The sequence below is a fragment of the Geomonas agri genome (genome assembly GCF_020179605.1).
Classification (GTDB): Bacteria; Desulfobacterota; Desulfuromonadia; order Geobacterales; family Geobacteraceae; genus Geomonas; species Geomonas agri.
Window position 1 is genome coordinate 1734340 of record NZ_JAINZO010000001.1, and the last position, 22088, is coordinate 1756427.

At 62.4% G+C, this 22088-nt stretch carries 19 protein-coding genes; 5 read left to right on the plus strand and 14 right to left on the minus strand.

Annotation, left to right across the window (positions count from 1 at the left end):
• Positions 1 to 36 precede the first annotated feature (36 nt).
• The 6 genes from K7R21_RS07475 to rnr all read right to left on the minus strand — a co-directional run bounded on the left by K7R21_RS07475 (position 37) and on the right by rnr (position 7948).
• Positions 37 to 891 (minus strand): shikimate dehydrogenase, encoded by an 855-nt coding sequence (locus K7R21_RS07475; protein ID WP_224982644.1) that lies wholly within the window; start codon positions 889 to 891, stop codon positions 37 to 39.
• Positions 891 to 2747 carry a glycosyltransferase family 117 protein gene (locus K7R21_RS07480; protein ID WP_224982645.1) on the minus strand — a complete coding sequence of 619 codons (1857 nt, stop codon included), beginning with the start codon at positions 2745 to 2747 and terminating at the stop codon, positions 891 to 893. The genes K7R21_RS07475 and K7R21_RS07480 overlap by 1 nt, the downstream gene beginning before the upstream one ends.
• Positions 2737 to 3765 (minus strand): lysylphosphatidylglycerol synthase transmembrane domain-containing protein, encoded by a 1029-nt coding sequence (locus K7R21_RS07485; RefSeq protein ID WP_224982646.1) that lies wholly within the window; start codon positions 3763 to 3765, stop codon positions 2737 to 2739. The genes K7R21_RS07480 and K7R21_RS07485 overlap by 11 nt, the downstream gene beginning before the upstream one ends.
• Positions 3766 to 3793: 28 nt before the next feature.
• The gene (locus K7R21_RS07490; RefSeq protein ID WP_224982647.1) at positions 3794 to 4789 is read right to left on the minus strand and encodes a bifunctional riboflavin kinase/FAD synthetase; all 996 of its coding nucleotides are present in this window, start codon (positions 4787 to 4789) and stop codon (positions 3794 to 3796) included.
• Between the two features lie 15 nt (positions 4790 to 4804).
• Positions 4805 to 5653, minus strand: coding sequence for a twin-arginine translocase subunit TatC (gene tatC / locus K7R21_RS07495; protein WP_224982648.1), 849 nt, complete (start codon positions 5651 to 5653; stop codon positions 4805 to 4807).
• An 81-nt stretch (positions 5654 to 5734) separates the two neighbouring features.
• Positions 5735 to 7948, minus strand: a complete 2214-nt coding sequence (gene rnr, locus K7R21_RS07500) for a ribonuclease R (protein ID WP_224982649.1) — start codon at positions 7946 to 7948, stop codon at positions 5735 to 5737.
• A gap of 249 nt (positions 7949 to 8197) precedes the next feature.
• Here rnr and K7R21_RS07505 point away from each other — a divergent pair, with 249 nt between their 5' ends.
• The 5 genes from K7R21_RS07505 to K7R21_RS07525 all read left to right on the plus strand — a co-directional run bounded on the left by K7R21_RS07505 (position 8198) and on the right by K7R21_RS07525 (position 15121).
• Entirely contained in the window at positions 8198 to 10321 is a 2124-nt protein-coding gene (locus K7R21_RS07505; protein ID WP_224982650.1) for a lytic transglycosylase domain-containing protein, read from the plus strand.
• A gap of 175 nt (positions 10322 to 10496) precedes the next feature.
• Positions 10497 to 10931 carry a MarR family winged helix-turn-helix transcriptional regulator gene (locus K7R21_RS07510; protein ID WP_224982651.1) on the plus strand — a complete coding sequence of 145 codons (435 nt, stop codon included), beginning with the start codon at positions 10497 to 10499 and terminating at the stop codon, positions 10929 to 10931.
• 13 nt (positions 10932 to 10944) lie between these two features.
• Positions 10945 to 12210 carry a TolC family protein gene (locus K7R21_RS07515; RefSeq protein ID WP_224982652.1) on the plus strand — a complete coding sequence of 422 codons (1266 nt, stop codon included), beginning with the start codon at positions 10945 to 10947 and terminating at the stop codon, positions 12208 to 12210.
• A 73-nt stretch (positions 12211 to 12283) separates the two neighbouring features.
• Positions 12284 to 13366: an HlyD family secretion protein gene (locus K7R21_RS07520; protein ID WP_224982653.1), complete on the plus strand. Its 1083-nt coding sequence runs from the start codon at positions 12284 to 12286 to the stop codon at positions 13364 to 13366.
• Positions 13367 to 13561: 195 nt separating this feature from the next.
• Entirely contained in the window at positions 13562 to 15121 is a 1560-nt protein-coding gene (locus tag K7R21_RS07525; RefSeq protein WP_224982654.1) for a DHA2 family efflux MFS transporter permease subunit, read from the plus strand.
• Positions 15122 to 15339: 218 nt separating this feature from the next.
• On the opposite strand, the gene K7R21_RS07530 is transcribed toward K7R21_RS07525, so the two are convergent.
• From K7R21_RS07530 to ftsH, 8 genes are all read right to left on the minus strand, one after another.
• A complete protein-coding gene (locus tag K7R21_RS07530; protein ID WP_224982655.1) occupies positions 15340 to 15609 on the minus strand; it encodes a hypothetical protein in 270 nt (89 codons plus the stop codon).
• Between the two features lie 87 nt (positions 15610 to 15696).
• On the minus strand, positions 15697 to 15978 hold the full coding sequence (locus K7R21_RS07535) for a peptidylprolyl isomerase (protein ID WP_224982656.1): 282 nt from the start codon (positions 15976 to 15978) through the stop codon (positions 15697 to 15699).
• A 143-nt stretch (positions 15979 to 16121) separates the two neighbouring features.
• Positions 16122 to 16841, minus strand: coding sequence for a pyridoxine 5'-phosphate synthase (locus K7R21_RS07540; RefSeq protein WP_224982657.1), 720 nt, complete (start codon positions 16839 to 16841; stop codon positions 16122 to 16124).
• Positions 16834 to 18198, minus strand: coding sequence for a phosphoglucosamine mutase (glmM, locus tag K7R21_RS07545; protein WP_224982658.1), 1365 nt, complete (start codon positions 18196 to 18198; stop codon positions 16834 to 16836). The genes K7R21_RS07540 and glmM overlap by 8 nt, the downstream gene beginning before the upstream one ends.
• A 29-nt stretch (positions 18199 to 18227) precedes the next feature.
• Positions 18228 to 18611 carry a YbbR-like domain-containing protein gene (locus tag K7R21_RS07550; protein WP_224982659.1) on the minus strand — a complete coding sequence of 128 codons (384 nt, stop codon included), beginning with the start codon at positions 18609 to 18611 and terminating at the stop codon, positions 18228 to 18230.
• Positions 18608 to 19366, minus strand: coding sequence for a diadenylate cyclase CdaA (cdaA, locus tag K7R21_RS07555; protein WP_224982660.1), 759 nt, complete (start codon positions 19364 to 19366; stop codon positions 18608 to 18610). The genes K7R21_RS07550 and cdaA overlap by 4 nt, the downstream gene beginning before the upstream one ends.
• A 44-nt stretch (positions 19367 to 19410) precedes the next feature.
• Positions 19411 to 20247: a dihydropteroate synthase gene (gene folP / locus K7R21_RS07560; protein ID WP_224982661.1), complete on the minus strand. Its 837-nt coding sequence runs from the start codon at positions 20245 to 20247 to the stop codon at positions 19411 to 19413.
• On the minus strand, positions 20247 to 22085 hold the full coding sequence (ftsH, locus tag K7R21_RS07565) for an ATP-dependent zinc metalloprotease FtsH (protein WP_224982662.1): 1839 nt from the start codon (positions 22083 to 22085) through the stop codon (positions 20247 to 20249). Before ftsH ends, folP begins: the two co-directional genes overlap by 1 nt.
• Positions 22086 to 22088 lie beyond the last annotated feature (3 nt).

A 22088-nucleotide genomic window follows, 5' to 3' on the forward strand; every position in this document is an offset into this window, starting at 1 on the left:
TTTGTATTTGCCTTAATGTCAAGGAATAGCTCTCAGCTACAGCAGCGCCGCCAGAGCCCCCTCCATGCACCCCTTGGGCGGAGTGGCCCCGGTCCAGATCCGGAACGCCGCCTCCCCCTGTGCCACCAGCATGGCGAAGCCATTGGCGCAGGGGATTCCTAGCGCCCCGGCCTGGGCCAGCAGCGGCGTGACCGGGGGGGCGTAAACCATGTCGTAAAGGCATGCCCCAGACTGCAAGGACGAGAGCGCGAGCCCTGGGAAAGAGTCACCTGCCATCCCCACCGAGGTGGTGTTGACTACGAGGTCGAATACGCCCATGAAGCCTGCATCGGATAGGCAATCGAGACCGCGAGTAACCAACCGGCTCTGCGTCAGGCGCGCCGCGACCAGGTGCGCCAGTGCCGCAGCCGAGTCGGGCGAGCGGTTGGCGATGGTGATCCCGGTTGCCCCGGCCAAGGCCAGCGACACCACGGCGCTGCGGGCAGCGCCCCCTGCCCCGAGCACCAGTACGTTCTTTCCGTTCGGGTCGAAGGAAAGCTTCTCGCGCAGCGCGGTGATGAGGCCGATACCGTCGGTGTTGTACCCGACTAGCTTTCCTTCCCGCGCCACCACGGTGTTGACCGCACCGATCAGCTCCGCCTCCGGGGTCACCTGGTCCAGCAGCGGGATAATGGCGACCTTGTGCGGAATGGTGACGCTGAAGCCGGCCACACCGACCGACTTGAGCCCGGCGATCCCTTCGGCGAGCCGCTCGGGCGCCACCGGGAACGGGACGTAGATCCAGTCCAGGCCCAGTGCCTGGAAGGCGCCGTTGTGCAGCACCGGCGAAAGCGAATGGGATACCGGCCAGCCGATGATCCCTGTTACCGTGGTCTTTCCCGTGATCGCCATCACTGCACCCCGTTCGCCCTCAGAATCTCGTCGATCTGGGGCTTGGTCTCAGGAGAGATGGCCGCTGCCATCTGGAGGTCACGCACACCCATCTCCTTCTGCCCCATGCGCAGCCGCATCTGCCCGGACTCCATCAGGGAGGTGGCGTAGATCAGGATCGCCTTGCCGGTATCGAGATCGCGGAAGAACATGTCATGGTCGCCAAGCACGCCGCGCAGGGAGTAGATGGGCCAGGCATCCAGATCGGGCGGTGACTGCGGCACGCTGGGGCTATCCAGCCGGAAGATGATGCCGCGCTGGTGCAGCACGAAGTTGGGTAAATCGAGCGAGTACTTGGTTGAGAAGTCGACAAAGACCGGGCGACGGCTGCCCTGCTCCATGACCGAGGTGAGCAGTGTGTTCTCTGGGGAACGGGAATCCTTCGGCAGGTTGTACAACTGGCTCCCCTTGAACATGCGGGGCATGCTGTCCAGGTACCAGTCGAACACCAGGTGCGGCGTGTGGGGCAGGTCGAGGTCCTCGCGCATCCGCTCCACTCCCTGCAGGTACCACAGCGGAAAGGCGCCGGAGTCCCCCCAGGTGTACATCACCGCGTTCTGCGGCAGCGAGCGGAGCGTGTTGCTGGCATAGTCGAAGGCGATGTAGTTCTCGTGCTGGTCGTTCTCCACGAAGTTGCGGGCGAAAATGGTGAGCGGGAGCATGAACAACAGCGCCAGGAGCCCCACACGCAGCGGAACCGAATCGGATAGACGCTGGTTGGCCTCCTTGAAGATGGTGAAGAGCCCCACGCCGATGAAGACGGCAGAGAGGCAGTAGAGCGGGGTGAAAAACTCCTCGGTCAGGAAGATAAACTCGCCCGGGGTGTTGAAGTAGCCGACGATCACCGCCAGGAACGTGCCGAGAGCGATCAGGTAGCCAAGCACCAGCTCGCGCTTCTTCACGCAGAGGTAAGCAAGACCGATGATCAGGAGCGCCATGCCCACCACGGTGAACTCGTAGGGGACGTTGAAAGCGTTCAGCTGTGCCCAGAGCAAGCCCAGGTCGCGGTTGGGCTTCTCGGTCGGATACCCCTTGCGCAGCATGTTCCAGAGGAACTGTTCCAGGTTCTTGGAGTCGCCCCAGTTAAGCACCGGGTGCTGGAAGGCGCGCACTATCAGGTGCAGGTGGATGCTGAAACCGAGCACGCCAAAGGCGAAAGCGATGAAAAACTCCTTGAAACGCAGCACGACACGGTGGTCGGCGGACCAGAGCAGAAAGGCGTAGGTCGGGATCATCAGCACCATGATCTGATGGGCGCCGGCACCGAGACCGCAGAGAAAGGCCCCGAGATAGACGTACGCAGGACGCTCCTCGCCGGCGAGATAACTCTCGCGCCAAAGAAGCATCAAGTAGAAGACCATCGCACAGATGAAGGCCAAGAGCGGGTAGGGCTTGTCATGGTTGGACTGCAGCCACAGCCTCGCGGTACAGGCGAAGGTGACGGCAGCGGCCAGGGCGGAGAACTTTACCGGCAGCTGCCGGAAGCGCCCCTGCCACGCCGTCTCTTCCCCTTCCAGGAATTTCACCGTCAACAGGTAGACGCCATAGCAGGCAAGGCCCGCCGAAACCGCGGTGGCAAAGTTGCACCTGAAGGCGATGCTGCCAATGGGGAGAAAGGTAAAGGGCTTGGCGTAGTTGATGAACAGCGGGTACCCGGGCGAGTGAGCGGTCCCCAGCGACGCGATAGCGGTCAAGAACTCGCCGCTGTCGAAAAAGGTGACCGTGGGGGCCAGTGTCAAAAGGTAGATGAACAAGGGGATGCTGAAAGCCAGGATAGCGAAACCGTCCAGCCTGCCCAGGATTCCGTTATTGTTCACGCAGCTGCTCCTGGGAGGTATTTTCACTGATGTTCCGGATGGAAAGCTTGTCGCGCCACAGGCAGCACAGCCCGACGACGGTGACCGGGAAAAAGCCCATGGCGTGGATCACTATGGCGATGCTGAGGGCGCGTTCGCTCCCGATCTGGAAGGCGGACAGGGCGGTGACACAGGCGAGGTGATAGGTCCCGATGAATCCAGGCGAGGCCGGCACCATGACTGCGAAGACCAGGAAGACCATGATGAACATGGCTGCCGTGGGAGGGAGCATGACGCCGAAGGCGCGCAGCATCAGGTCCAGGGGCCAAATGGCGCAGGCCCAGATCAAGAGCGAGCTGACCAGGGTTCCGATGATGCTGCCTGCGGTGCTGGGGAAGCGGATGCCCGAGATGAAAGAGCGAAGCATGGTGTCGATCTTCGCTCCCAGGTGGGGGGCCACCGGGCGCACCAGGCGCGCCACCACCCCAAGGGTGAACTCGGTGTGCCGCCTGAGCAGGAACAAAAAGACCAATACACCGATGTAGAGCGCGAAGGTAATGTAGCCGCCGGTGACCAGTGCGTGCTGGACACCCGCCATCCCGGCCGGGAGCCTGATGGTGAAGAAGGTGATCAGGAGCACCAACAAAATGGTGAAGCCGTCGCACAACCGGTCCAGCACCAGCGAGGCGAATACGGCGCTGGTGCCGATCCCCTCCTTGTTCCCAAGCGAGTAAGCGCGCACAAACTCGCCCAACCGCGCCGGCAGCAGGTTGTTGGCCATGTAGCCAATCAGTGTGGAAGGGAACAGGTTGCCCAGGCTGGTATTTTTGATGGGGAGCAGCAGGAACTTCCAGCGCACGGCGCGCAGGTAGTAACTGATGAAGGTAAGCACGAGCGCCGGCACCAGGTAGCGGTAATCCAGCTCGGCGAATGCCTCTGCCATCTTGTGGAAGTCAATCTTGCGGAACAGCAGAAGGAGACATACGGCGCTGATGACAAGGCCGAACAAAAGCTTTTTATCGAGTTTTCGTGTTGACATTCCAGCTCCTGTCTTCGGTCTTACTGAGTTAGTGTTTGGCGCCCGCACTGGGCCGGGCGACACAGTCCCAGTCACCGCCGCTCTCCGAGGCAACCGGCCGGGCCTCCCGGAGCATCTCGCGGCAGCGCTCCACGTCGGCCGCGATAGCAATCTTCAATTCGTCGAGGTTGGCGAACCGTTTCTCGCCGCGCAGCCGCTCGATGAAGAAGAGCGTGATCTCGCGGTCATAAAGATTCTCCTCGAAATCAAGCAGGAAGACCTCGATGGAGAGACGCTCGTTGCCGAAGGTCGGATTCGGGCCGATGTTGCAAGCGCCGTCCAGAAGCCGGTCACCCAGGCAGACCTTGACCGCATAGACGCCGATGGACGGGATCAGGTCCTTGTCGGTATCGATGTTGGCGGTGGGAAAGCCCAACCCCCGCCCCCGCTCGTGGCCGTGCACCACCGTGCCGGTGATGGAGAAGTGCCGTCCCAGCAGCTTGGAGGCCGCGGCGACATCGCCGGCGCTGACCAACCGGCGGACCGCAGTGGAGCTGTAGACCGTGGCGCCGTCGGAAATGGGCTGCAGTTCTTCGACGCTGTAGCCAAAGCGCGCCCCCAGTTCCCTCAGGAGCTTCACGTCCCCTTCCCGGCCGCGTCCGAAAGCGTAGTCGTAACCGATCACCAGCCGCTCCAGGCCGATGGCGTCGACCAGCACCCGCTGCACGAAGTCCGCGGCAGGCATGGCGGCAAAGGTCCTGTCGAAGGGAATCTCCAGCAGGTAGTCGATGCCGGACCCCTCGATGAGGGCCTCTTTTTCACGACAGGTGGTGATGAGCCGCACCTCCTGGTGTGCCGCAACCACCTTCAGGGGATGCGGCGCGAAGGTGATCACCACAGAGACGCCGCCGATCTCGCGGGCTAAATCCCGCACCCTGCGGAATATTTCGCGGTGACCGAGATGCACGCCGTCGAAGTTGCCGATGGTGACCACCGGCCGACGCAGTTTTTCCCTGATTTCGGAAACGCTTTTAAAGATGACCATGAAGGGAAGGGATCCTCACGCCTCGGCCGGTTCGACGTCCGCCTGGGGAACTTTCTTCTTCCCGAAGAGGAGCGCGACCCAGATGCTGATCTCGTACATGAGATAGAGCGGGATCATGATGACGAACATGGTAACGAGGTCCGCATGGAAGGCGGCGACGATGGCGCTGGCCAGGAGCGCGTACTTCCTGCGGGTGGCCAACATGCGGTAGTTGACGATGCCGAAGCGGGCCAATAGCAGGGCCAGGATCGGCAGTTCGAAGATGAGCCCGAACATCAGGATCAGCCGCAGGCAGAAGTTGATGTAGGAGGAGATGTTGTACCAGCTTTGCAAGCCGCTCGCTTCGTAGGAGAGGGAGAAGTTGATGATCACCGGCCAGATGATGACCAGGAAAAACATCGCCCCGGCGCAAAAGGCGAGGGAGGCCGTGGTGACGAACGGAACCACCAGCCGGCGCTCCTTGCGTGTCAGTCCCGGTGCCACGAAGAGCCAAAACTGGTGGAACAGGACCGGAAGCACGATGACCAGACCAGCCAGCATCGAGATCTTGCACTGCACGAAGAACGGCTCCAGCGGCGCGCTGTAGTTCAACATGCGCGGCTTTTCCGCGACCGCGTGCTCGTCGCCCAGCTTCATGCGCTGGTACGCCTCCGGGTAGCTCTGCTTCACCTTCTCGTAGAGGGATTTCTTTATCTCGGACAGGTAGGTCTTGCCGGTCAGCGGTTGCTCCACGAACTTCAAGAGGTCGGTGGAAAAGTTCCAGGCGACCCCCATGCCGATGATGATGGCGAAAACGCAGACGATGAGCCGCTTCCGGAGTTCAACCAGGTGCTCCATGAACGGCAGTACCTTTTCTTCAGCCATAAAACGTGTATCTCCTAATTAATGCCGCGCATAGCTCAAACTAATTCTATACCACAGCGCGGAAAGCCAGCGCAATAGCTTTCAACGGCGTTTGGGCTTGGGTCGCTTCCCCTTGATGGGGATGCGCTGGTAGGCGTTGCGCACGTCGGCGATCGGCTCGATGGGACGCTTCTCCAGGGTGCCCACCAGGGCGAACTCGACCTGCTTGCGCGGCTCGTTCACCGCAGCCACCTTTACCCGGATCTTGTCGGCGATACGGTACATGGCGCGGCTTCTCTCCCCCACCAGGGCGTGGCTCTTCTCCAGGTGCACGTAGTAGTCCTGGGGGAGCGTCGCCACCGGCACCATCCCCTCCACGAAGAGGTCGACCAGTTCCACGAAGAGGCCGAAGGGGGCCACGCCGGTGATGTAGCCGTCGTACTCCTCGCCGATCTTGTCGCGCATGAACTGCATCTTCTTCAGGTCGACCATCTCGCGCTCGGCCTCCATGGCGACCCGCTCGCGCTTGCTGGTGTGCAGCCCGGTCTCCGGGAGCCGCGCCTCCAGCCGGTCCTTGTCAGCCTGCTTCATCTTCCCGGCCAGGACCCTCTTCAGGATGCGGTGCACCACGAGGTCCGGGTAGCGCCGGATGGGCGAGGTGAAGTGGGTGTAGGAGGAGGCGGCGAGGCCGAAGTGCCCGAGGTTCTCTGCGCTGTAGCGCGCCTGTTTCATGCAGCGCAGGAGCACCTCGTTGATGAGCCGCTCCTCCGGTTTTCCCGCCACCTCGACGAGGAGCTTCTGCAGCGCCACCGGGTTAACCTTCTCGTCCTCTACCTTGAGGATGTAGCCGAAGCCGAACACGAACTCGGAGAGGTCCTGCAGCTTGACCGGGTCCGGGTTCTCGTGGATGCGGTACAGGGACGGCACCGGGGTCGACTCCAGGAAATGGGCCACCGCCTCGTTGGCCGCCAGCATGAACTCCTCGATGATGCGGTGGGCGAGGTTTCTCTCGGCCCGGACGATTGCGGTGGTCTCACCCTGCAGGTCCAGGATGATCTGCGGCTCGGGAAGGTCAAAGTCGATGCTCCCCCTCCCCTTGCGCACCGCGTTCAGCCTGAGGGATAGCTCCTCCATCACCTTCAGGTCCGCAACCAGGTGCCGGTTCGCCTCGATCGCCTCAGCGTCCTGGTCCACCAGGATCTTTTTGACCGTAGTATAGGTGAGCCGGGCCGCGCTCTTGATGACGCTGGTATAGAACTTCTGGTCCACCCGCGCCCCATCCGAGTCAAAGAGCATCTCGGCAGTCATGGTCAGGCGGTCCACCTGCGGGTTCAACGAGCAGATGCCGTTGGAGAGCTGCTCGGGGAGCATCGGGATGCAGCGGTCCGGGAAGTAGACCGAGGTGCCGCGCAGGTAGGCCTCGGTGTCCAGGCGCGACCCCTCGATAACATAGTGCGAGACGTCGGCGATGGATACCCAGAGCCGGATCTTGTCCCCTTCACGGGCGACCGAAACGGCGTCGTCGAAGTCACGGGCGGTCTCACCGTCGATGGTGACGGTGAGTCTCTGGCGCAGATCCACCCGTCCCTGGATGGCCTCCTCGGTCACCTGCTGGGGCTGCTGTTCCGCCTCGGCCATGACCTTCTCGTCGAAGACGTGAGGCAGCTCGTACTTCTTGATAACTGTCAGCGCCTCGACTTCCGGGTCGTTCGCCTCACCCAGCACCTCGATGATACGTCCCTCCAGGGGACGTGCGCCTGCGGGGTACGAGGTAATCGCCGCCAGCACGATTTGGCCGTCCTTGGCCTTGGAGGCACCACCTGCGGGGCCGGGCGTTACGAACAGGTCACGACCAAGCTTGGGGTCGTCCGGGATGACCCGCCCCCCCTTCCCTACCGCCTCAAAGCGCCCCACGATCTCGGTAACGCCGCGCTGCACCAGCGCCGTTACGCGTCCCTCCCTTTTGCCGTCGCGCCGGGTCGACACCACCTGCGCCTCGACGGTATCGCCGTTCATATATTCCGAAAGATAGCGCGCCGGGACGAACAGGTCCTCGCTGCCGTCCTCGGGCATCACGAAGCCGTAGCCGTCCCGGTGCGTGGAGAGCTTGCCACGCACGGTACCCCCCGCTCCGGCCATCGTGTAGATCCGTCCCGGCAGCTTGGCTATCTCCCCGGTCTCCACCAGGTAATCGAGCATGTCGTCAAGGCGCCCGCGCTCGTGCCGGGATACGTTGAGAGCCTTCAGCATCTGCCGGTATGGAACCGGTTCCCCCTTACCGAGCAGCCTCATGATGGAGTCTTTACCTTTACGCATTACAGAACCCCTTCGGAAATCGTTGAAATCAGTACCGTTGGATAATGCAGAAGGGACATCCGAAAGTCAAGAAAGAGGCGGATAAGCACGAGACAATGATTCTTCCGGCAGCTCCTCTCCCGACGGGAGAGGGAACGTGGAAACCTGCGTGGCAGCCGCATGCATAAAGTCACCATTGCTTTTGAATTGCCTTTTCCGCTGCGGTTAGGTACAAATACGGGTTAGCTTTTGTACCGACAGGGAGTAGCCATGTTTTGCCGTACCATTGCAGCAGCAGCGATCGTGTTGTACGCCACCCTTCCCGCCTCAGCCGTCAACCTCAGCAAACCCGACACATCGCTCAGCACAGCAGCCCAGCGTATGCAGGTCAAGGATTTCCGTGGCGCCCGCGTGGCGGCCGCGGCCATCAACGACCCGGCCCTGCGCGCATTCATGACGGGCATCGCCGCCGCCAAGATGGAGCAGTGGGACGAGGCCGCCGCGCAGCTTCCTATCGCTGCCGAAGGGTACCCGCTCCTGGCCGACTACGCCCTCTACTACCAGGGCCTCGCCCTGTCCAAACTGCAGCGCCACGACCAGGCTCTACCTCCCCTGTACAAGCTGCTCAAGGACCACGCCGACAGCCGCCTGGCGCGCCAGACCCTGATCCTCTACGCCGACACCCTGGCCGCGGCGGGCTATCCCAAGGAGGCACAGCAAAGCTACGCCACCTTCGTGGAGCGCTACCCTTCCGGCAATGACTCCATCTCCGCCATCTTCGGCTCCGCCCTGTGCAAGATCAAGCTGGGCGACCAGGCTGCCGCAGCAGCTGCCCTGCGCAACATCTACCTGGTCTACCCGGCCTCCCCCTTTGCCGACAAGGCGGCAGTTGAAGTGCAAACACTCGTCACCCAAGGCATCAAGGTGGATCCCTACACGAGCGCCGAACTGTACAAGCGCGCCGGCACCCTGTCCGACCTCGGCCGTCACCTGAAAGCGGCGGAGGCCTACGCCGAGATCCCGCTCGCCGGGGAGAACGAGGAGTTCGCCCGTAAGGTGAAGTTCAAGAAGGGGCAGGCCCTGTACCGCTCCAAGCGCTACCAGCAGGCGCAAAGCACCTTCAGCTCGCTGCCGGGCAATACAGAGGCCGATCTCTGGCTGGCGCGCACCCTTGACAAGGCTGGCAAGGGTGACGAAGCCTTCCAGCTCTTCCTCAAACTCGGACAGGACGCCAAGGGCGGCACCGTGGCCCAGGAGGCGATGCTGGAGGCAGCCTACCTGAAGCGTTTCCAAAGGCAGTGGAGCCAGGCGGTGCCGCTGTTCAAGAAGTATCTCGCCATGGCCCCCAGCCAGAAAAACGGCAACGCGCTCTGGGAAGCAGCCTGGTGCAGCTATCAGGCCCATGACTACCAGGAGGCCGCCACCCAGTTCAGGAAGCTCGCTGAACGCGAAGACCTGCGCGACAAGGCGCTCTACTGGCTGGCCCGGGCGCTCACCCTGACCGGCGACGACAAGGGCGCCCAATCGGTGCTGGCCACCCTTGCCGCCGAGTTCCCGCTTGGCTACTATGCGCTGATCAGCAACCAGTTCCTGGGCGGAGAGGCGCTGCCGCAGCCCCCGAAGAACCTGGCGGAAGTGCTCCCCATGCCGGCCGGCTTCGAGCGCGAGAAGGCGCTGATCACTCTTGGGCTCTTCGAAGAGGCCGCGCGGGAACTGTCTCTTTCCAAGAAGGGAAAGAACCCGGCGGGGATCGCCAGGCTGTACCTGGAGATGGGGAACTACAACGGCGCCTTCCACACCATGGCCAACGACAAGCCCCGGCGCGGCGACAAGGACAACGCCACCGTACTCGGGGTAACCTACCCCCTCGCCTTCCGCGACGACGTAGCGAAGAGTGCCGCAGCCCACGCCGTTCCGGAGAGCCTGGTGTACGCAGTGATGCGCACCGAGAGCAACTACTTCCCTGCGGCCCTCTCGCCGGTGGGTGCGGTCGGCCTGATGCAGATCATGCCCTCCACCGCGGAGGCCATGTCCAAGGGTGATTCCAAACGCCTCACCAGTCCCGACCTCAACATCAAGCTGGGCACCCGGCACCTGAAGGACCTGCTGGAGCTGTACGACCGCAACCTTACCCTCACCGTCGCCGCCTACAATGCCGGTTCCGGCAACGTCAAGCGCTGGCAGAAGGCCTACGGCGATCTACCCCAGGATGAGTTCGTGGAAAGCATTCCGTTCAGGGAAACGCGCGAATACGTGAAGAAAGTGGTGAGCAGCATGCAGATGTACCAGAGACTGTACCGCCTCCCCCCTTTCAAACAGCCGGAACAGCAGAAGGAAAAGGGGACGCCCAAGGAAAACCAGCCTCCTGTACAGGAAAAAGTAGCTCAGCGTTAGTGCACACCTCCCCCTAGCATTCCAGGCGCCGGACAGAAGTCCGGCGCCGTTTTTGTTTGTCCTGCCGCACTGTCATTGACGTCTCATTGTGACAGAGCCATCATCTTGATTGACAGCATACTGATTATGTGCATACTGCTAAACCAATTCAGAGTGTTACGCGCCGGAGCCCCCCATGGAAAAACCTGAAAACACACCTATCGACGTCGAAAACAACGTCGGTTTTTTGCTTGCCAAGGCCTACCAACGTGCTTGCCTCATCTTCAAGGAACACTTCGACCAGTACGACCTGACTCCGCAGCAGTTTGGTCTGCTCTGCTTTTTGTGGCGCGAAGACGGCATCAGCCAGGCCGTGCTCTCGGCCAAGAGCCAGATCGACAGAACCACCATGGGCGGCCTCATTGACCGGCTGCAAAAGGAAGGACTGGTGGAGCGTCGTCCCGACCCGGCCGACCGTCGCGCTTACCGTGTGTGCCTCACCGAAAAAGGAAAGGCGCTCGGTCCGGAACTGGCGCCGATTGCACTACGGGCCCAGGGTGAGTTCATCGCCAAACTGGAACAGCACGAAGTGGAAACCTTGAAATCGTTGCTCAACAAAATCAGGAACTGATTCAGGAGTTTTCATGCGTAACCTTCTAGTGCCACTGGCACTGTTATTCCTGGCGCTGACCGGCGTCGCACAGGCGGAAACGCTTACCCTCAGGGAAGCCCTGGACCACGCCACAACCACCAGCCGCGGACTCAAATCGGCCTCGCGCGAGGTGGAGATCGCCCGTGAGCAGGTCAACGTGGCGCGCTCCACGAGACTCCCACGCATCGACCTGCAAGGAGGGTACGTCGCCCAGGCCAAGGCCCAGGCCTTCAAGTTCGGCAACCAGTCACAGGAGACCCAGGACCCGCGCTACCCCTTCTTCAACTTCAGCGTCTACCAGACCCTGTACGACTTCGGCCGCACCAGTGACAACGAGGGGATGGCCAGGTTGCGGGGGGAGGCTGCCCAGTATTCCTATTCCGGGAACCAGCAGGACCTTTTCCTGCAGGTCGTGCAGGCGTACTACGGCATTCTGACTGCCCAGAAACTGGTGCAGGCCGCGGCGGACGAGGTAGTTCAGATGGAATCGCACCGGACAACCGTGCAGGCCCTCTTTGACGAGGGGGTGGTCACCAGGAACGACCTGTTGCAGGCGGAGGTGCGGGTCGCTTCCAGCCGCCAGAACGTCCTGAGCGCGCAGAACGAGGTGGAGAACGGCTGGCTGCTGTTGAACTACCTGACCGGCGCCCGCCCCGAGTTCCGCGCCGAATTGAAGGACGAGACGCAGCGCCCGCAACTGCAGGGCCAGGATGGCGCCCCCGATCTCTCCCAACGGGGCGAAATCTCGGCACTCAAGGCCATCGTCGGCGCCGACGAATTCGCCATCAAAGAGGCAAAGATCAGCCACTACCCCGAATTCTTCGCCAAGTTCGGCGTGGACTACCTCTCCAACAGCAAGGTGCGCGAGCAGTCCATCACCGCGCTGACCGTCGGCTTCAAGGTAAACCTCTTCGACGGCCCCGCCTCCGCCGCCAGGGTGAGGCAGGCGGTGCAGACCCGCTCCCGGGACGAGGAGAGGCTGAGAGACCTCGAGGAACGCACCCGGCTGGAATACAGCATGGCCATGAACGATCTCAAGGTTGCCGACGCCCGCATACGTGTCGCGGAGAAGGCGATCACCCAAGGGGTCGAGAACCTGCGCATCACCAAGGACCGCTACCAGGAGCACGTCGGTACCGCGACAGAGGTCGTGGATGCCCAGACGCTTTTGACCAAGACCAGGACCGACTACTATCGCAGCATGTTCGATCTCCAGGTCGCCGCCGCGAGGGTCAAGAGGGCCACCGGCGAACTGTAACAGTCTGACACCACCAACCAACTACGGGACAGCGCCCGGTCGCCCGGCCGCACCCGATACCGGAGCTACGCACATGGCAGATGAAACCACGACTACCGAACCCACCACGGCGCCCGCAAAGGGCGGACTGAGCAAGAAACAGCGCGGCGCTATCGTCCTCGTGATCCTTATCCTGGTCGGCACCCTGTTCGGCCTGCGCCAGTGGGTGCGCAGCAAGACCCACATCGAGACCGACAACGCCTTCGTCGAGGCCCATGTCCACTCCGTGGCCAGCCGCATCCCTGCCCTGGTGCAGCGTGTTGCCGTGGTGGACAACCAGTTCGTGCACAAGGGCGACCTGCTGGTGGAGCTGGACCCGGCTGACTACCAGGCGCGACTGAAAAGCGCTGCCGCATCGCTGGAGATGGCCAAGAACGAAACATCCGGCGACTACGCCGAGGTCGAGAGCGCACGTGCCAACGTCGTCCTGGCCGCAGCCCGGCTGGACCAGGCCAACCTCGACCTGAAGCGGGCCGAGGCGCTCTTCGCCAAGGAAGTCATCCCCAGGGAGCAACTGGATCGCGCCCGGACCGCGCAAAAGGTGGCCCTGGCCCAGGTGCGGGAAGCGCAGGAAGCGGAAAACCGCGCCAAGGCAATGATCGGCATGTCCGGCAGCGGTTCCAAGGATGCCAGGGTTGCCCAGAAACAGGGAGACCTGGAAGCGGCGAAGCTGAACCTCTCCTACACCCGCATCGTCGCCCCCAGCGACGGTTTTGTGACCCGGAAAGGGGTCGAGGTGGGCAACTACGTGCAGCCCGGGCAGGCCATCATGGCCATCGTCCCCCTTGAGGACGCGTGGGTCACCGCGAACTACAAGGAAAGCCAGCTGACCAACGTGCGCCCGGGACAGGAGGTCGATTTCACCGTCGACGGTTACCCCGGCCGCCACTTCACCGGCAAGGTCGAGAGCATCATGGCCGGCACCGGCGCCGCCTTCTCGCTGCTTCCCCCCGAAAACGCCACCGGCAACTACGTCAAGGTGACGCAAAGAATCCCGGTACGCATCGCCATCGACAAACGGAGCGATCCTGACCATCTGCTGCGCGTCGGCATGAGCGTGGTGCCCACCATCCTCACCGGGCAGACCTTCGGGCAGGTGATCGGGTTCGGACACTAGCAACGCCCCTTCCCCTGGAGGGGGGATGGGCGCAAACTCTCCCTCTCCCCCCGGGAGAGGGCCGGGGGGAGGGCGCCTCTTCCCTCTGTAGATGTTGCATTCCTGGCGACAGCATCCCCCTCCCCCGACCTGCGGCCACCCTCTCCCGTAGGGCGAGGGATGTGCGGCGACAATGGCAACTTAACTGGCGGTTTGATGAAAAAGAGCGCTGAAGAAAAAAACGTCAACAAGTGGCTGATCACCGTCACGGTGATGCTCCCCGCCATCATGGAGATCGTCGACACCTCCGTCGCCAACGTGGCGCTCCCGCACATGCAGGGGAGCCTCAACGCCGGCACCGACGAGATCACCTGGGTGCTCACCTCCTACCTGGTGAGTAACGCCGTGGTGCTCCCCATGACCGGGTGGCTGGCGCGCATGTTCGGCCGCAAGCGCTTCCTGATCACCTGCATCACCCTCTTCACCCTCGCGTCCCTCATGTGCGGTGCCGCCCCGTCCCTGGGCCTGCTCATCTTCTTCAGGGTGCTGCAGGGGGCGGCAGGCGGCGCACTGATCCCGATGAGCCAAGCCATCATGATGGAGACCTTCCCACCCTACCAACAGGGCATGGCGATGGCGATCTTCGGCGTCGGCGCCATGTTCGGCCCCATCATCGGCCCGGCGCTCGGGGGGTGGATCACCGACAACATGAGCTGGCGCTGGATCTTCTACATCAACATCCCGATCGGCATCATTGCCGTGGCCATGGCCACCTTCTTCATCTACGACCCGAGCTACCTGAAACGGGCCAAGGCCAGCATCGACTACTGGGGCCTGGCGCTGCTGACCGTGGGGCTGGGCGCGCTGCAGATCGTGCTCGACAAGGGGCAGCAGGATGACTGGTTCAATTCCGGCTTCATCGTCGCCTGCTCGGTCCTCACCGCCGTCTCGCTGTCGGCGCTGGTCTACGTGGAACTCACCCACCCGCACCCGATCGTCAACCTGCGCCTGTTCAAGAACGTCTCCTTCTCGGCTGGCAACCTGGTCATGTTCGCCGTCGGCTTCTGCCTGTATAGCTCCATCATGCTGATCCCGCTCTTCCTGCAAACCCTCATGGGGTACAACGCCACCATGGCCGGCATGGTGCTCGCCCCCGGTGGCCTCGCCACTCTGATCTGCATGCCCTTCGTCGGCGCCGTCATCCAGCGCTACGACGGCAGGAAAGTGGTCTTCGTCGGGCTTCTCATCGCCGCCTACTCGATGCACATCATGCAGGGCTTCACCCTGGAGGCCGCCTACCGCGATTTCGTCTGGCCGCGCGTGGTGCTCGGCATCGGGCTCGCCATGATCTTCGTGCCGCTCACCACGGTGACACTCGCCACCATTTCCAAGGAGGAGATGGGCAACGCCACCGGGATCTTCAGCCTGTTGAGGAACATCGGCGGTAGTGTCGGCATCGCCATCTCGGCCACCCTGCTGGCGCGCTACTCGCAGTTCTACCAAACCAACCTGGTCACCCACATCAACCCCTACAACCCGATGGCGCAGTCCCAGGTCGCCATGCTCAAGGGGGCCATGCTCAACCGGGGACTGGGGCCAGTTGCCGCCGAACAGGGCGCTTTCACCATCATCTACGGCAAGGTTATCAGGCAGGCCTACATGCTCTCCTACAACCGGATCTTCTTCATCGTCGGCATCGCCTTCCTTGTGATCATCCCGCTCCTGTTGCTGCTCAAGAAGCCTCAGAAGCACCTCCCCCCGGGCGCGGCGCACTAGTTGGTATAGATACTCATTTGCCCTCACCCCGCCCCTCTCCTAGAGGGAGAGGGAAGTGGACGGTTATCTGTCCCATACCCCTCTCCCTCCGGGAGAGGGTGCCCGAAGGGCCGGTGAGGGCGCTGTTGCACCGAACTTGCACAAGGTACGCAAAGATCAACAAAAAAGGCGGGGGATTTCTCCCCCGCCTTTGCTATTTCTACTTTGCATCCAGACTACTATTTCTTCTTTTCCGCATCTTCAGCCAACCGCTTTTCGTGGGCATCGCGGACCTGCTCCATCTCTTTCCAGTGGGCGTCCCAGTCCTTCTTGCGGATGAAGTGCAACCCGACCGTGCCCAGCACGATGCAGACCCCGAAGAAGAACTGCATCACCTTGAACCCCTCAGCGACGCCGTAGATCATGCACCCCACCCCGACCAGGCCGAGCAGGAACGGTGCGCTGAAGATGAGGCTGAACACGGATTGCTTCTCGTTGTTATCTGCCATTGAGTAACCTCGAAGTTGACCAACAGGATGCCCCGCCGCAGTAGGGAACCCGCCCCCGGAGGGGGAGGGCCAGGGAGGGGGAAATCTTTACGCAGTGCGGCTCGTGATCAGGATCAAGTGGTAGCCGAACTGGGTCTTCACGGGACCGAGCACCTTGCCCACTTCACCGCTGAAGACGACTTCGTCGAACTCACGGACCATCTGCCCCGGGCCGAACTCGCCCAGGCGCCCGCCCTGGTTGCTGGAAGGGCAAAGGGAATTGGCGCGCGCCACCTCGCTGAAATCAGCACCTGCCTCGATCTGGTTCTTCAGTGCGACGCATTCCGCCTCGGTTGCCACCAATATATGACTTGCTGCAGCTCTTGCCATTGCTATCTCCTTTGAGGTTGAGGGGACTGACTCCGCAAGGTGCCTGTCCCCTTTTCGTGTGATGTGTTGGGGGTTGGCTCTTAACGTCTGACCCCTTTTGCTGTTTGAGCGACCGGCTCCGAACCAGGTCGTCCCCGCTTCTTCTATGCGTACCGCACCAACTCCGACATGTCTCGCACGGCGCGGTCCAGGCCGACCAGGATGGCGCGCGACATGATGGAGTGGCCGATGTTGAACTCCTCGATGCCGCCGATGGCCGCCACTTTCTTCACGTTGGTGTAGTTCAGGCCGTGCCCTGCGTTGACTCCGATTTCGAGTTTCCGGGCCAGTTTCACGGCGTTCTCGATCTTGATCAGCTCCAGGTTCTCTTCCCTCCAGGTGGGGGCGTCGGCAAAGGAACCGGTATGGATCTCGATGTAGTCGGTGCCGATCTTGTTGGCCGCCTTGATCTGGTCCGGGTCCGGATCGATGAACAGGCTGACGATGATGCCGCCTGCCTGCAGCTTCTCGATGGCGACCTTGAGCGCCTCCTGGTGGATCCTGACGTCGAGCCCCCCTTCGGTGGTGAGCTCAGCCCTCTTCTCGGGGACCAGGGTGCAGCACTCCGGTTTGATCTTGAGCGCGATGGCGACCATCTCGTCGGTCGCGGCCATCTCGAGGTTAAGCCTGGTCTTCACGGTCTCGCGTAGGATCTTCAGGTCGCGGTCCTTGATATGCCTTCTGTCCTCGCGCAGGTGGATGGTGATCTGGTCGGCGCCAGCCAGCTCGGCGATGGCGGCAGCCGCCACCGGATCCGGCTCGGCCCCACCGCGCGCGTTGCGCAGGGTCGCCACATGGTCGATGTTGACTCCCAGTCTAGCCATTGTTCTCACCTCCCAGGGCGGCGGATGCGGTCTGCGCGATCTCGTCGGCCCAATTGCGGATGGTCGTCTCGTCGTTGCCTTCCAGCATGATGCGCAGGAGCGGTTCGGTGCCGGACCAGCGGATCAGCACCCTCCCCTCCCCTTTGAGTTTTTCTTCGACGTCGTTGATCACCTTGGCGATTTCCGGAACCTGCATCACGTCGGTCTTCTGCGGCAGGCGCACGTTCACCAGCACCTGCGGCAGGGAGTGCATCACCAGGGCCAGTTCGGAGAGACGCTTCTGGCGCCGCTGCATGATGGCCAACACCTGCAGCGCGGAAAGGATGCCATCGCCGGTGGTGTTGTGGTCGAGGAAGATCATGTGGCCGGACTGCTCGCCGCCCAGGTTGTAGCCCCCCTTGAGCATCTCCTCGACAACGTAGCGATCGCCCACGGCGGTCTTGATCACTTCGCCGCCGGCCCGCTTCATGGCGATATCCAGGCCCATGTTGCTCATCACGGTGGCGACCAGGGTGTTATGCTTCAGGGTCCCTGCTTTCAGCATGTCGGTGGCGCAGATGGCCATGATCTTGTCCCCATCGACCACGTTGCCGTACTCGTCGACGAAGATGACACGGTCAGCGTCACCGTCGAGGGCAATGCCCAGGTCGGCGCCATGCTGCTTCACCGCCTCGCTCATCACATCCGGGTGCAGCGACCCGCAATCGGCGTTGATGTTGGTGCCGTTGGGCTTGACGCCGATGGTGATCACCTCGGCACCCAGTTCCTCGAACACAGCCGGGGCCACCTTGTAGGCGGCGCCGTTGGCGCAGTCGAGCACGATCTTCAACCCCGAGAGGTCAAGATCCTTCGGGAAGGTGCTCTTCAAGAAGACGACGAAGCGCCCCTGGGCGTCGTCGATGCGGTAGGCCTTGCCCACTTCCTTCGCGGTCGGGCGCAGCGAGTCGATGCGCTTGGAGAAGATCAGTTCCTCAATCATCAGCTCGGTCTCGTCAGGCAGCTTAAAGCCGTCACGCGAAAAGAACTTGATGCCGTTATCCTCAAAGGGGTTATGCGAAGCCGAGATGACCACGCCGGCATCGGCGCGCATCGAGGAGGTGATGTTGGCGATGCCCGGGGTCGGCAGCGGGCCGACCAGGAGCACGTCCACGCCCATGGAGCAGATGCCGGCCATGAGAGCGCTTTCCAGCATGTAGCCGGAGAGACGGGTATCCTTGCCGATCACGATGCGATGGCGCTTTTTGCCGTTTTTGAATATGTAGGCGGCAGCGCGGCCGATCTGCATGGCCATCTCCGCCGTCATCGGGTAGACGTTGGCCACACCGCGGACACCGTCGGTACCGAAAAGCTTCTTCATCTGGTTCACCTCTGATTGATGTATTTAGACTATTTATCGGCCAGCACGAAGCTCGCCGTGGCCGGCGCCACGTGCATGACCTTGATCTCCGGGTCAAGATTGAACTCGGCGTCCCTCATCGATATCTGCTGCTGCCCTGGTTGGGCACCGGCGAGATCTATGTCGCAGCGAGTCTGGCGGAGAGGAAGCAGGAACAGCACGATGCGCGGCCCCGACACCACCACCTCGACCTCGGCTGGCGCCGCACCGTCCAGCTTGAGCCCTGCCGGCATCCGGTGCAGGTGAACCGGCAACACGAGCAGCATCTCCCCCGGCCGTTCCAGGATCACGCTGAGCCAGATCAGCACGGCCAGTAGTACCGAAAGGAGCTTCACCCCCTTGAGCCATTCGTGTCCCTTGACGTGCGTCGTCATTTAAGCCACCTCGGCTCCACCAGCCTTCTCAGGGTCTTGCCCAGGGAAGGCATGTCGATGACATCGGCCTTTTTGCCCCCCACGATTACCGAGGCGGTGCCGGTTTCCTCGGAAACGACCACGACCACGGCATCGACCAGTTCGGTGAGTCCGATGGCCGCGCGGTGCCGGGTTCCCAGGCTCTTGCTCACCTCGAGGTTCTGCGTGAGCGGCAGGAAGCACCCTGCCTTGGTCAGCTTGCCGTGCTGGATGATGACCGCGCCGTCGTGGATGGGCGAGTACGGCAGAAAGATCGACGAGATCAGTTCGCTGGTCACCTTGGCGTCGATGTCGGTCCCGACCGCGAGGTAGCTGTCCACCGAGATGGCCCGCTCGATGACGATCAGGGCGCCGATTTTCTTCTGGGCCAGCCCCGCCACGGCAAACACCAGCTCGTCGATCACGTCGGACATCTCGACGTCCTTCTCGGTGCGGCTCCTGGCCAGCGTCGCGAACGCCCTGCGAATGTCGGTCTGGAAGATGACCGCGAGCCCGACCACGGACGACGCGAGGATGAGGTCGACGATGATCCGGACGGTCTGCAAGGAGAAGAAGCGCGCCAGGAGGTGCAGGCCCACCAGGCCCGACAGGATGGCGAGGATGCGCAGCGCGAGCACGCCCTTGAGCAGTCGCGCCAGCCTGGAGACGATCAGTATCGCGAGCGACAGGTCCAGGAGGTCCCGCAGAATGCCTATGTTTTGCAGGAAAGAGTTCATCCGCACCGGTCGGGAAGCTGGGCTTCCGGTTGTGGTTCCGCGGCCTACATGAGCGCCCGCGTCATCAAGGCGACGTCCCTCATGGCTGCCACGTCGTGCACCCGCACTATGGTGGCCCCGTGCACGATCGACAGTGCGACCGCGGCGGCGGTGCCGAATATTCTATCTCCCCCGTCCCGGCCAGTGATGGCGCCGATGAAGGACTTCCGGGAAGGTCCTACCAGTATGGGTCGTCCCAGCGGCATGAAGTCCTCCAGCCGCTTGATCAGTTCCAGGTTCCCCTGCACGCTCTTGCCGAAGCCGATGCCGGGGTCGATCGCTATGCGCTCTTCGGGGAGCCCCGCCTTCCTCGCCAGCGCAATGGAGGCGACCAGGTACTCCTTGACGTCGGCGATCAGGTCGTCGTAGCCGGTGTCCTTCTGCATCGTGTCGGGCATGCCACGCGTATGCATCACCACAAGGCCGGCATCTGCCTCGGCCACCACGGCAGCCATCTCCGGGTCGAACATCAGCCCGGTGACGTCGTTGACGATCTCCGCACCGGCGGCGCAGGCGGCGCGCGCCACCCCGGCCTTGTAGGTATCGATGGAGATAGGAGCAGAGATCTGCCCCTTGAGCGCCTCTATAACGGGAAGCACCCGGTCCAGTTCCTCCTGCAGGGTGACAGCGGGAGCGTTGGGCCGGGTGCTTTCGCCTCCGATATCAATGATGTCAGCACCTTCCTGCTCCATCTCACGGGCCCGCTCCACTGCGGCCTCGACCGAGAAGAAGCGCCCCCCGTCCGAGAAAGAGTCCGGAGTCACGTTCAAAATGCCCATGATCTGCGGACGCTCCAGGGACAGGGAGCGGCGGGAAAGGTCCCACGTCTGTGCCTTGATCATCAATCGACTGCGACAGGTTCTGAAGAGATCTCTTTGCCCTCGATAATGCGATCGACCTCCTCGCCGGTCAGGTTTTCCTTCTCGATGAGCGCGTGGGAGATGCGGTGCAGGGAGTCGAGGTTCCCCTTCAACAGTTCCTGCACACGGGCGTAGTTCTGCTCGACGATGAGCCTGATTTCGTGGTCGATTTCAATGGCGGTCGCCTCGGAGTAGTTCTTCTGGTGCGCCATGTCGCGCCCGAGGAAGATCTGCTCGTCCTTCTTGCCAAAGGAAACCGGTCCCAGTTTCTCGCTCATGCCCCACTCGCAGACCATCTTGCGCGCGATGTCGGTGGCGCGTTCGATATCGTTGCCTGCACCGGTGGTCATCGAGTTGAAGATGATCTCCTCGGCGACGCGGCCACCCAGGAGCACGGCGATGCGGTCCAGCAGCGACTCGCGGGAGTAGCTGTGCTTGTCCTCGATGGGGAGCTGCATGGTGACGCCGAGAGCGCGACCGCGCGGGATGATGGAGACCTTGTGCACCGGGTCGGCGCCCGGGATCAGTTTGGCGATCAGGGTGTGACCGGCCTCGTGGTACGCGGTGTTCTTCTTCTCCTCGTCGGAGATGACCATGGAGCGGCGCTCGACACCCATGAGGACCTTGTCCTTGGCGTCGTCGAAGTCGATCATCTCGACCATGCTCTTTTCCTTGCGGGCGGCGAGGAGCGCTGCCTCGTTGACCACGTTGGAGAGGTCCGCACCGGAGAAGCCCGGTGTGCCGCGGGCCACGACGCCGAGGTCGACGTCCGGGGCGAGCGGGGTCTTCTTGGTGTGCACCTTGAGGATCATCTCGCGGCCCTTGACGTCCGGGCGCGGCACCACGACCTGGCGGTCGAAGCGGCCCGGGCGGAGCAGCGCCGGGTCGAGGACGTCCGGGCGGTTGGTTGCGGCGATCAGGATGACCCCCTCGTTGGACTCGAAGCCGTCCATTTCGACCAGAAGCTGGTTCAGGGTCTGCTCCCGCTCGTCGTGACCGCCACCCAGGCCGGCGCCACGGTGGCGGCCGACGGCGTCGATCTCGTCGATGAAGATGATGCACGGTGCGCTCTTCTTGCCCTGCACGAACAGATCGCGGACACGGGAGGCGCCCACGCCAACGAACATCTCGACGAAGTCGGAACCGGAAATGGAGAAGAAGGGAACCCCGGCCTCGCCGGCGATGGCGCGGGCCAGGAGAGTCTTACCGGTGCCCGGAGGGCCCATGAGCAGGACCCCTTTCGGGATGCGGCCGCCCAGCTTGGTGAACTTCTTGGGATCCTTCAGGAAGGAGATGATCTCCTCCAGTTCGTCCTTGGCCTCCTCGATGCCGGCCACGTCCTCGAAGGTAATGCGCCCCTGTGCCTCGGTCAGCAGTTTCGCGCGGCTCTTGCCGAACGCCATCGCTTTGCCGCCGCCCCCCTGCATCTGGCGCATGAAGAAGATCCAGACGGCGACCAGGAAGATGATCGGGAACCAGGAGACCAGCAGCGAGAACCAGGAGAAGTGCTCTTCCTGGGGACGGGCCGAGATGGCGATCTTCTTCTCGATCAGCTTGTCGGTCAGGTTGGCGTCGGCCGGTTTGTAGGTTCTGAATTCCTTGCCGTCGGCAAACTTGCCGATGATCTCGTCGCCCTGGATGACCACCGAGGCCACCGGGCGGTTAACGTTCTTCACCTTGCCGGTTTCCACCGCTTCGATGAAGTCGCTGTAGTCCAGTTTTTCCTGGGTCGGCTTGGGCTTGTTGAACAGGTTGAACAACAGGATCATCATCAAGCTGATAACAAGCCAGAGCGCCAAGTTCTTATAGAATTGATTCAAGTT

Excerpts from the sequence above, each read along its gene's own strand:
- tatC (WP_224982648.1), bottom strand. The coding sequence starts at position 5,653 with ATGGCTGAAGAAAAGGTACTGCCGTTCATGGAGCACCTGGTTGAACTC.
- K7R21_RS07485 (WP_224982646.1), bottom strand. The coding sequence starts at position 3,765 with ATGTCAACACGAAAACTCGATAAAAAGCTTTTGTTCGGCCTTGTCATC.
- K7R21_RS07475 (WP_224982644.1), bottom strand. The coding sequence starts at position 891 with ATGGCGATCACGGGAAAGACCACGGTAACAGGGATCATCGGCTGGCCG.
- rnr (WP_224982649.1), bottom strand. The coding sequence starts at position 7,948 with ATGCGTAAAGGTAAAGACTCCATCATGAGGCTGCTCGGTAAGGGGGAA.
- K7R21_RS07490 (WP_224982647.1), bottom strand. The coding sequence starts at position 4,789 with ATGGTCATCTTTAAAAGCGTTTCCGAAATCAGGGAAAAACTGCGTCGG.
- K7R21_RS07510 (WP_224982651.1), top strand. The coding sequence starts at position 10,497 with ATGGAAAAACCTGAAAACACACCTATCGACGTCGAAAACAACGTCGGT.
- K7R21_RS07525 (WP_224982654.1), top strand. The coding sequence starts at position 13,562 with ATGAAAAAGAGCGCTGAAGAAAAAAACGTCAACAAGTGGCTGATCACC.
- folP (WP_224982661.1), bottom strand. The coding sequence starts at position 20,247 with ATGATCAAGGCACAGACGTGGGACCTTTCCCGCCGCTCCCTGTCCCTG.
- K7R21_RS07520 (WP_224982653.1), top strand. The coding sequence starts at position 12,284 with ATGGCAGATGAAACCACGACTACCGAACCCACCACGGCGCCCGCAAAG.
- K7R21_RS07540 (WP_224982657.1), bottom strand. The coding sequence starts at position 16,841 with ATGGCTAGACTGGGAGTCAACATCGACCATGTGGCGACCCTGCGCAAC.
- K7R21_RS07515 (WP_224982652.1), top strand. The coding sequence starts at position 10,945 with ATGCGTAACCTTCTAGTGCCACTGGCACTGTTATTCCTGGCGCTGACC.
- cdaA (WP_224982660.1), bottom strand. The coding sequence starts at position 19,366 with ATGAACTCTTTCCTGCAAAACATAGGCATTCTGCGGGACCTCCTGGAC.
- K7R21_RS07535 (WP_224982656.1), bottom strand. The coding sequence starts at position 15,978 with ATGGCAAGAGCTGCAGCAAGTCATATATTGGTGGCAACCGAGGCGGAA.
- glmM (WP_224982658.1), bottom strand. The coding sequence starts at position 18,198 with ATGAAGAAGCTTTTCGGTACCGACGGTGTCCGCGGTGTGGCCAACGTC.
- K7R21_RS07550 (WP_224982659.1), bottom strand. The coding sequence starts at position 18,611 with ATGACGACGCACGTCAAGGGACACGAATGGCTCAAGGGGGTGAAGCTC.
- K7R21_RS07505 (WP_224982650.1), top strand. The coding sequence starts at position 8,198 with ATGTTTTGCCGTACCATTGCAGCAGCAGCGATCGTGTTGTACGCCACC.
- K7R21_RS07530 (WP_224982655.1), bottom strand. The coding sequence starts at position 15,609 with ATGGCAGATAACAACGAGAAGCAATCCGTGTTCAGCCTCATCTTCAGC.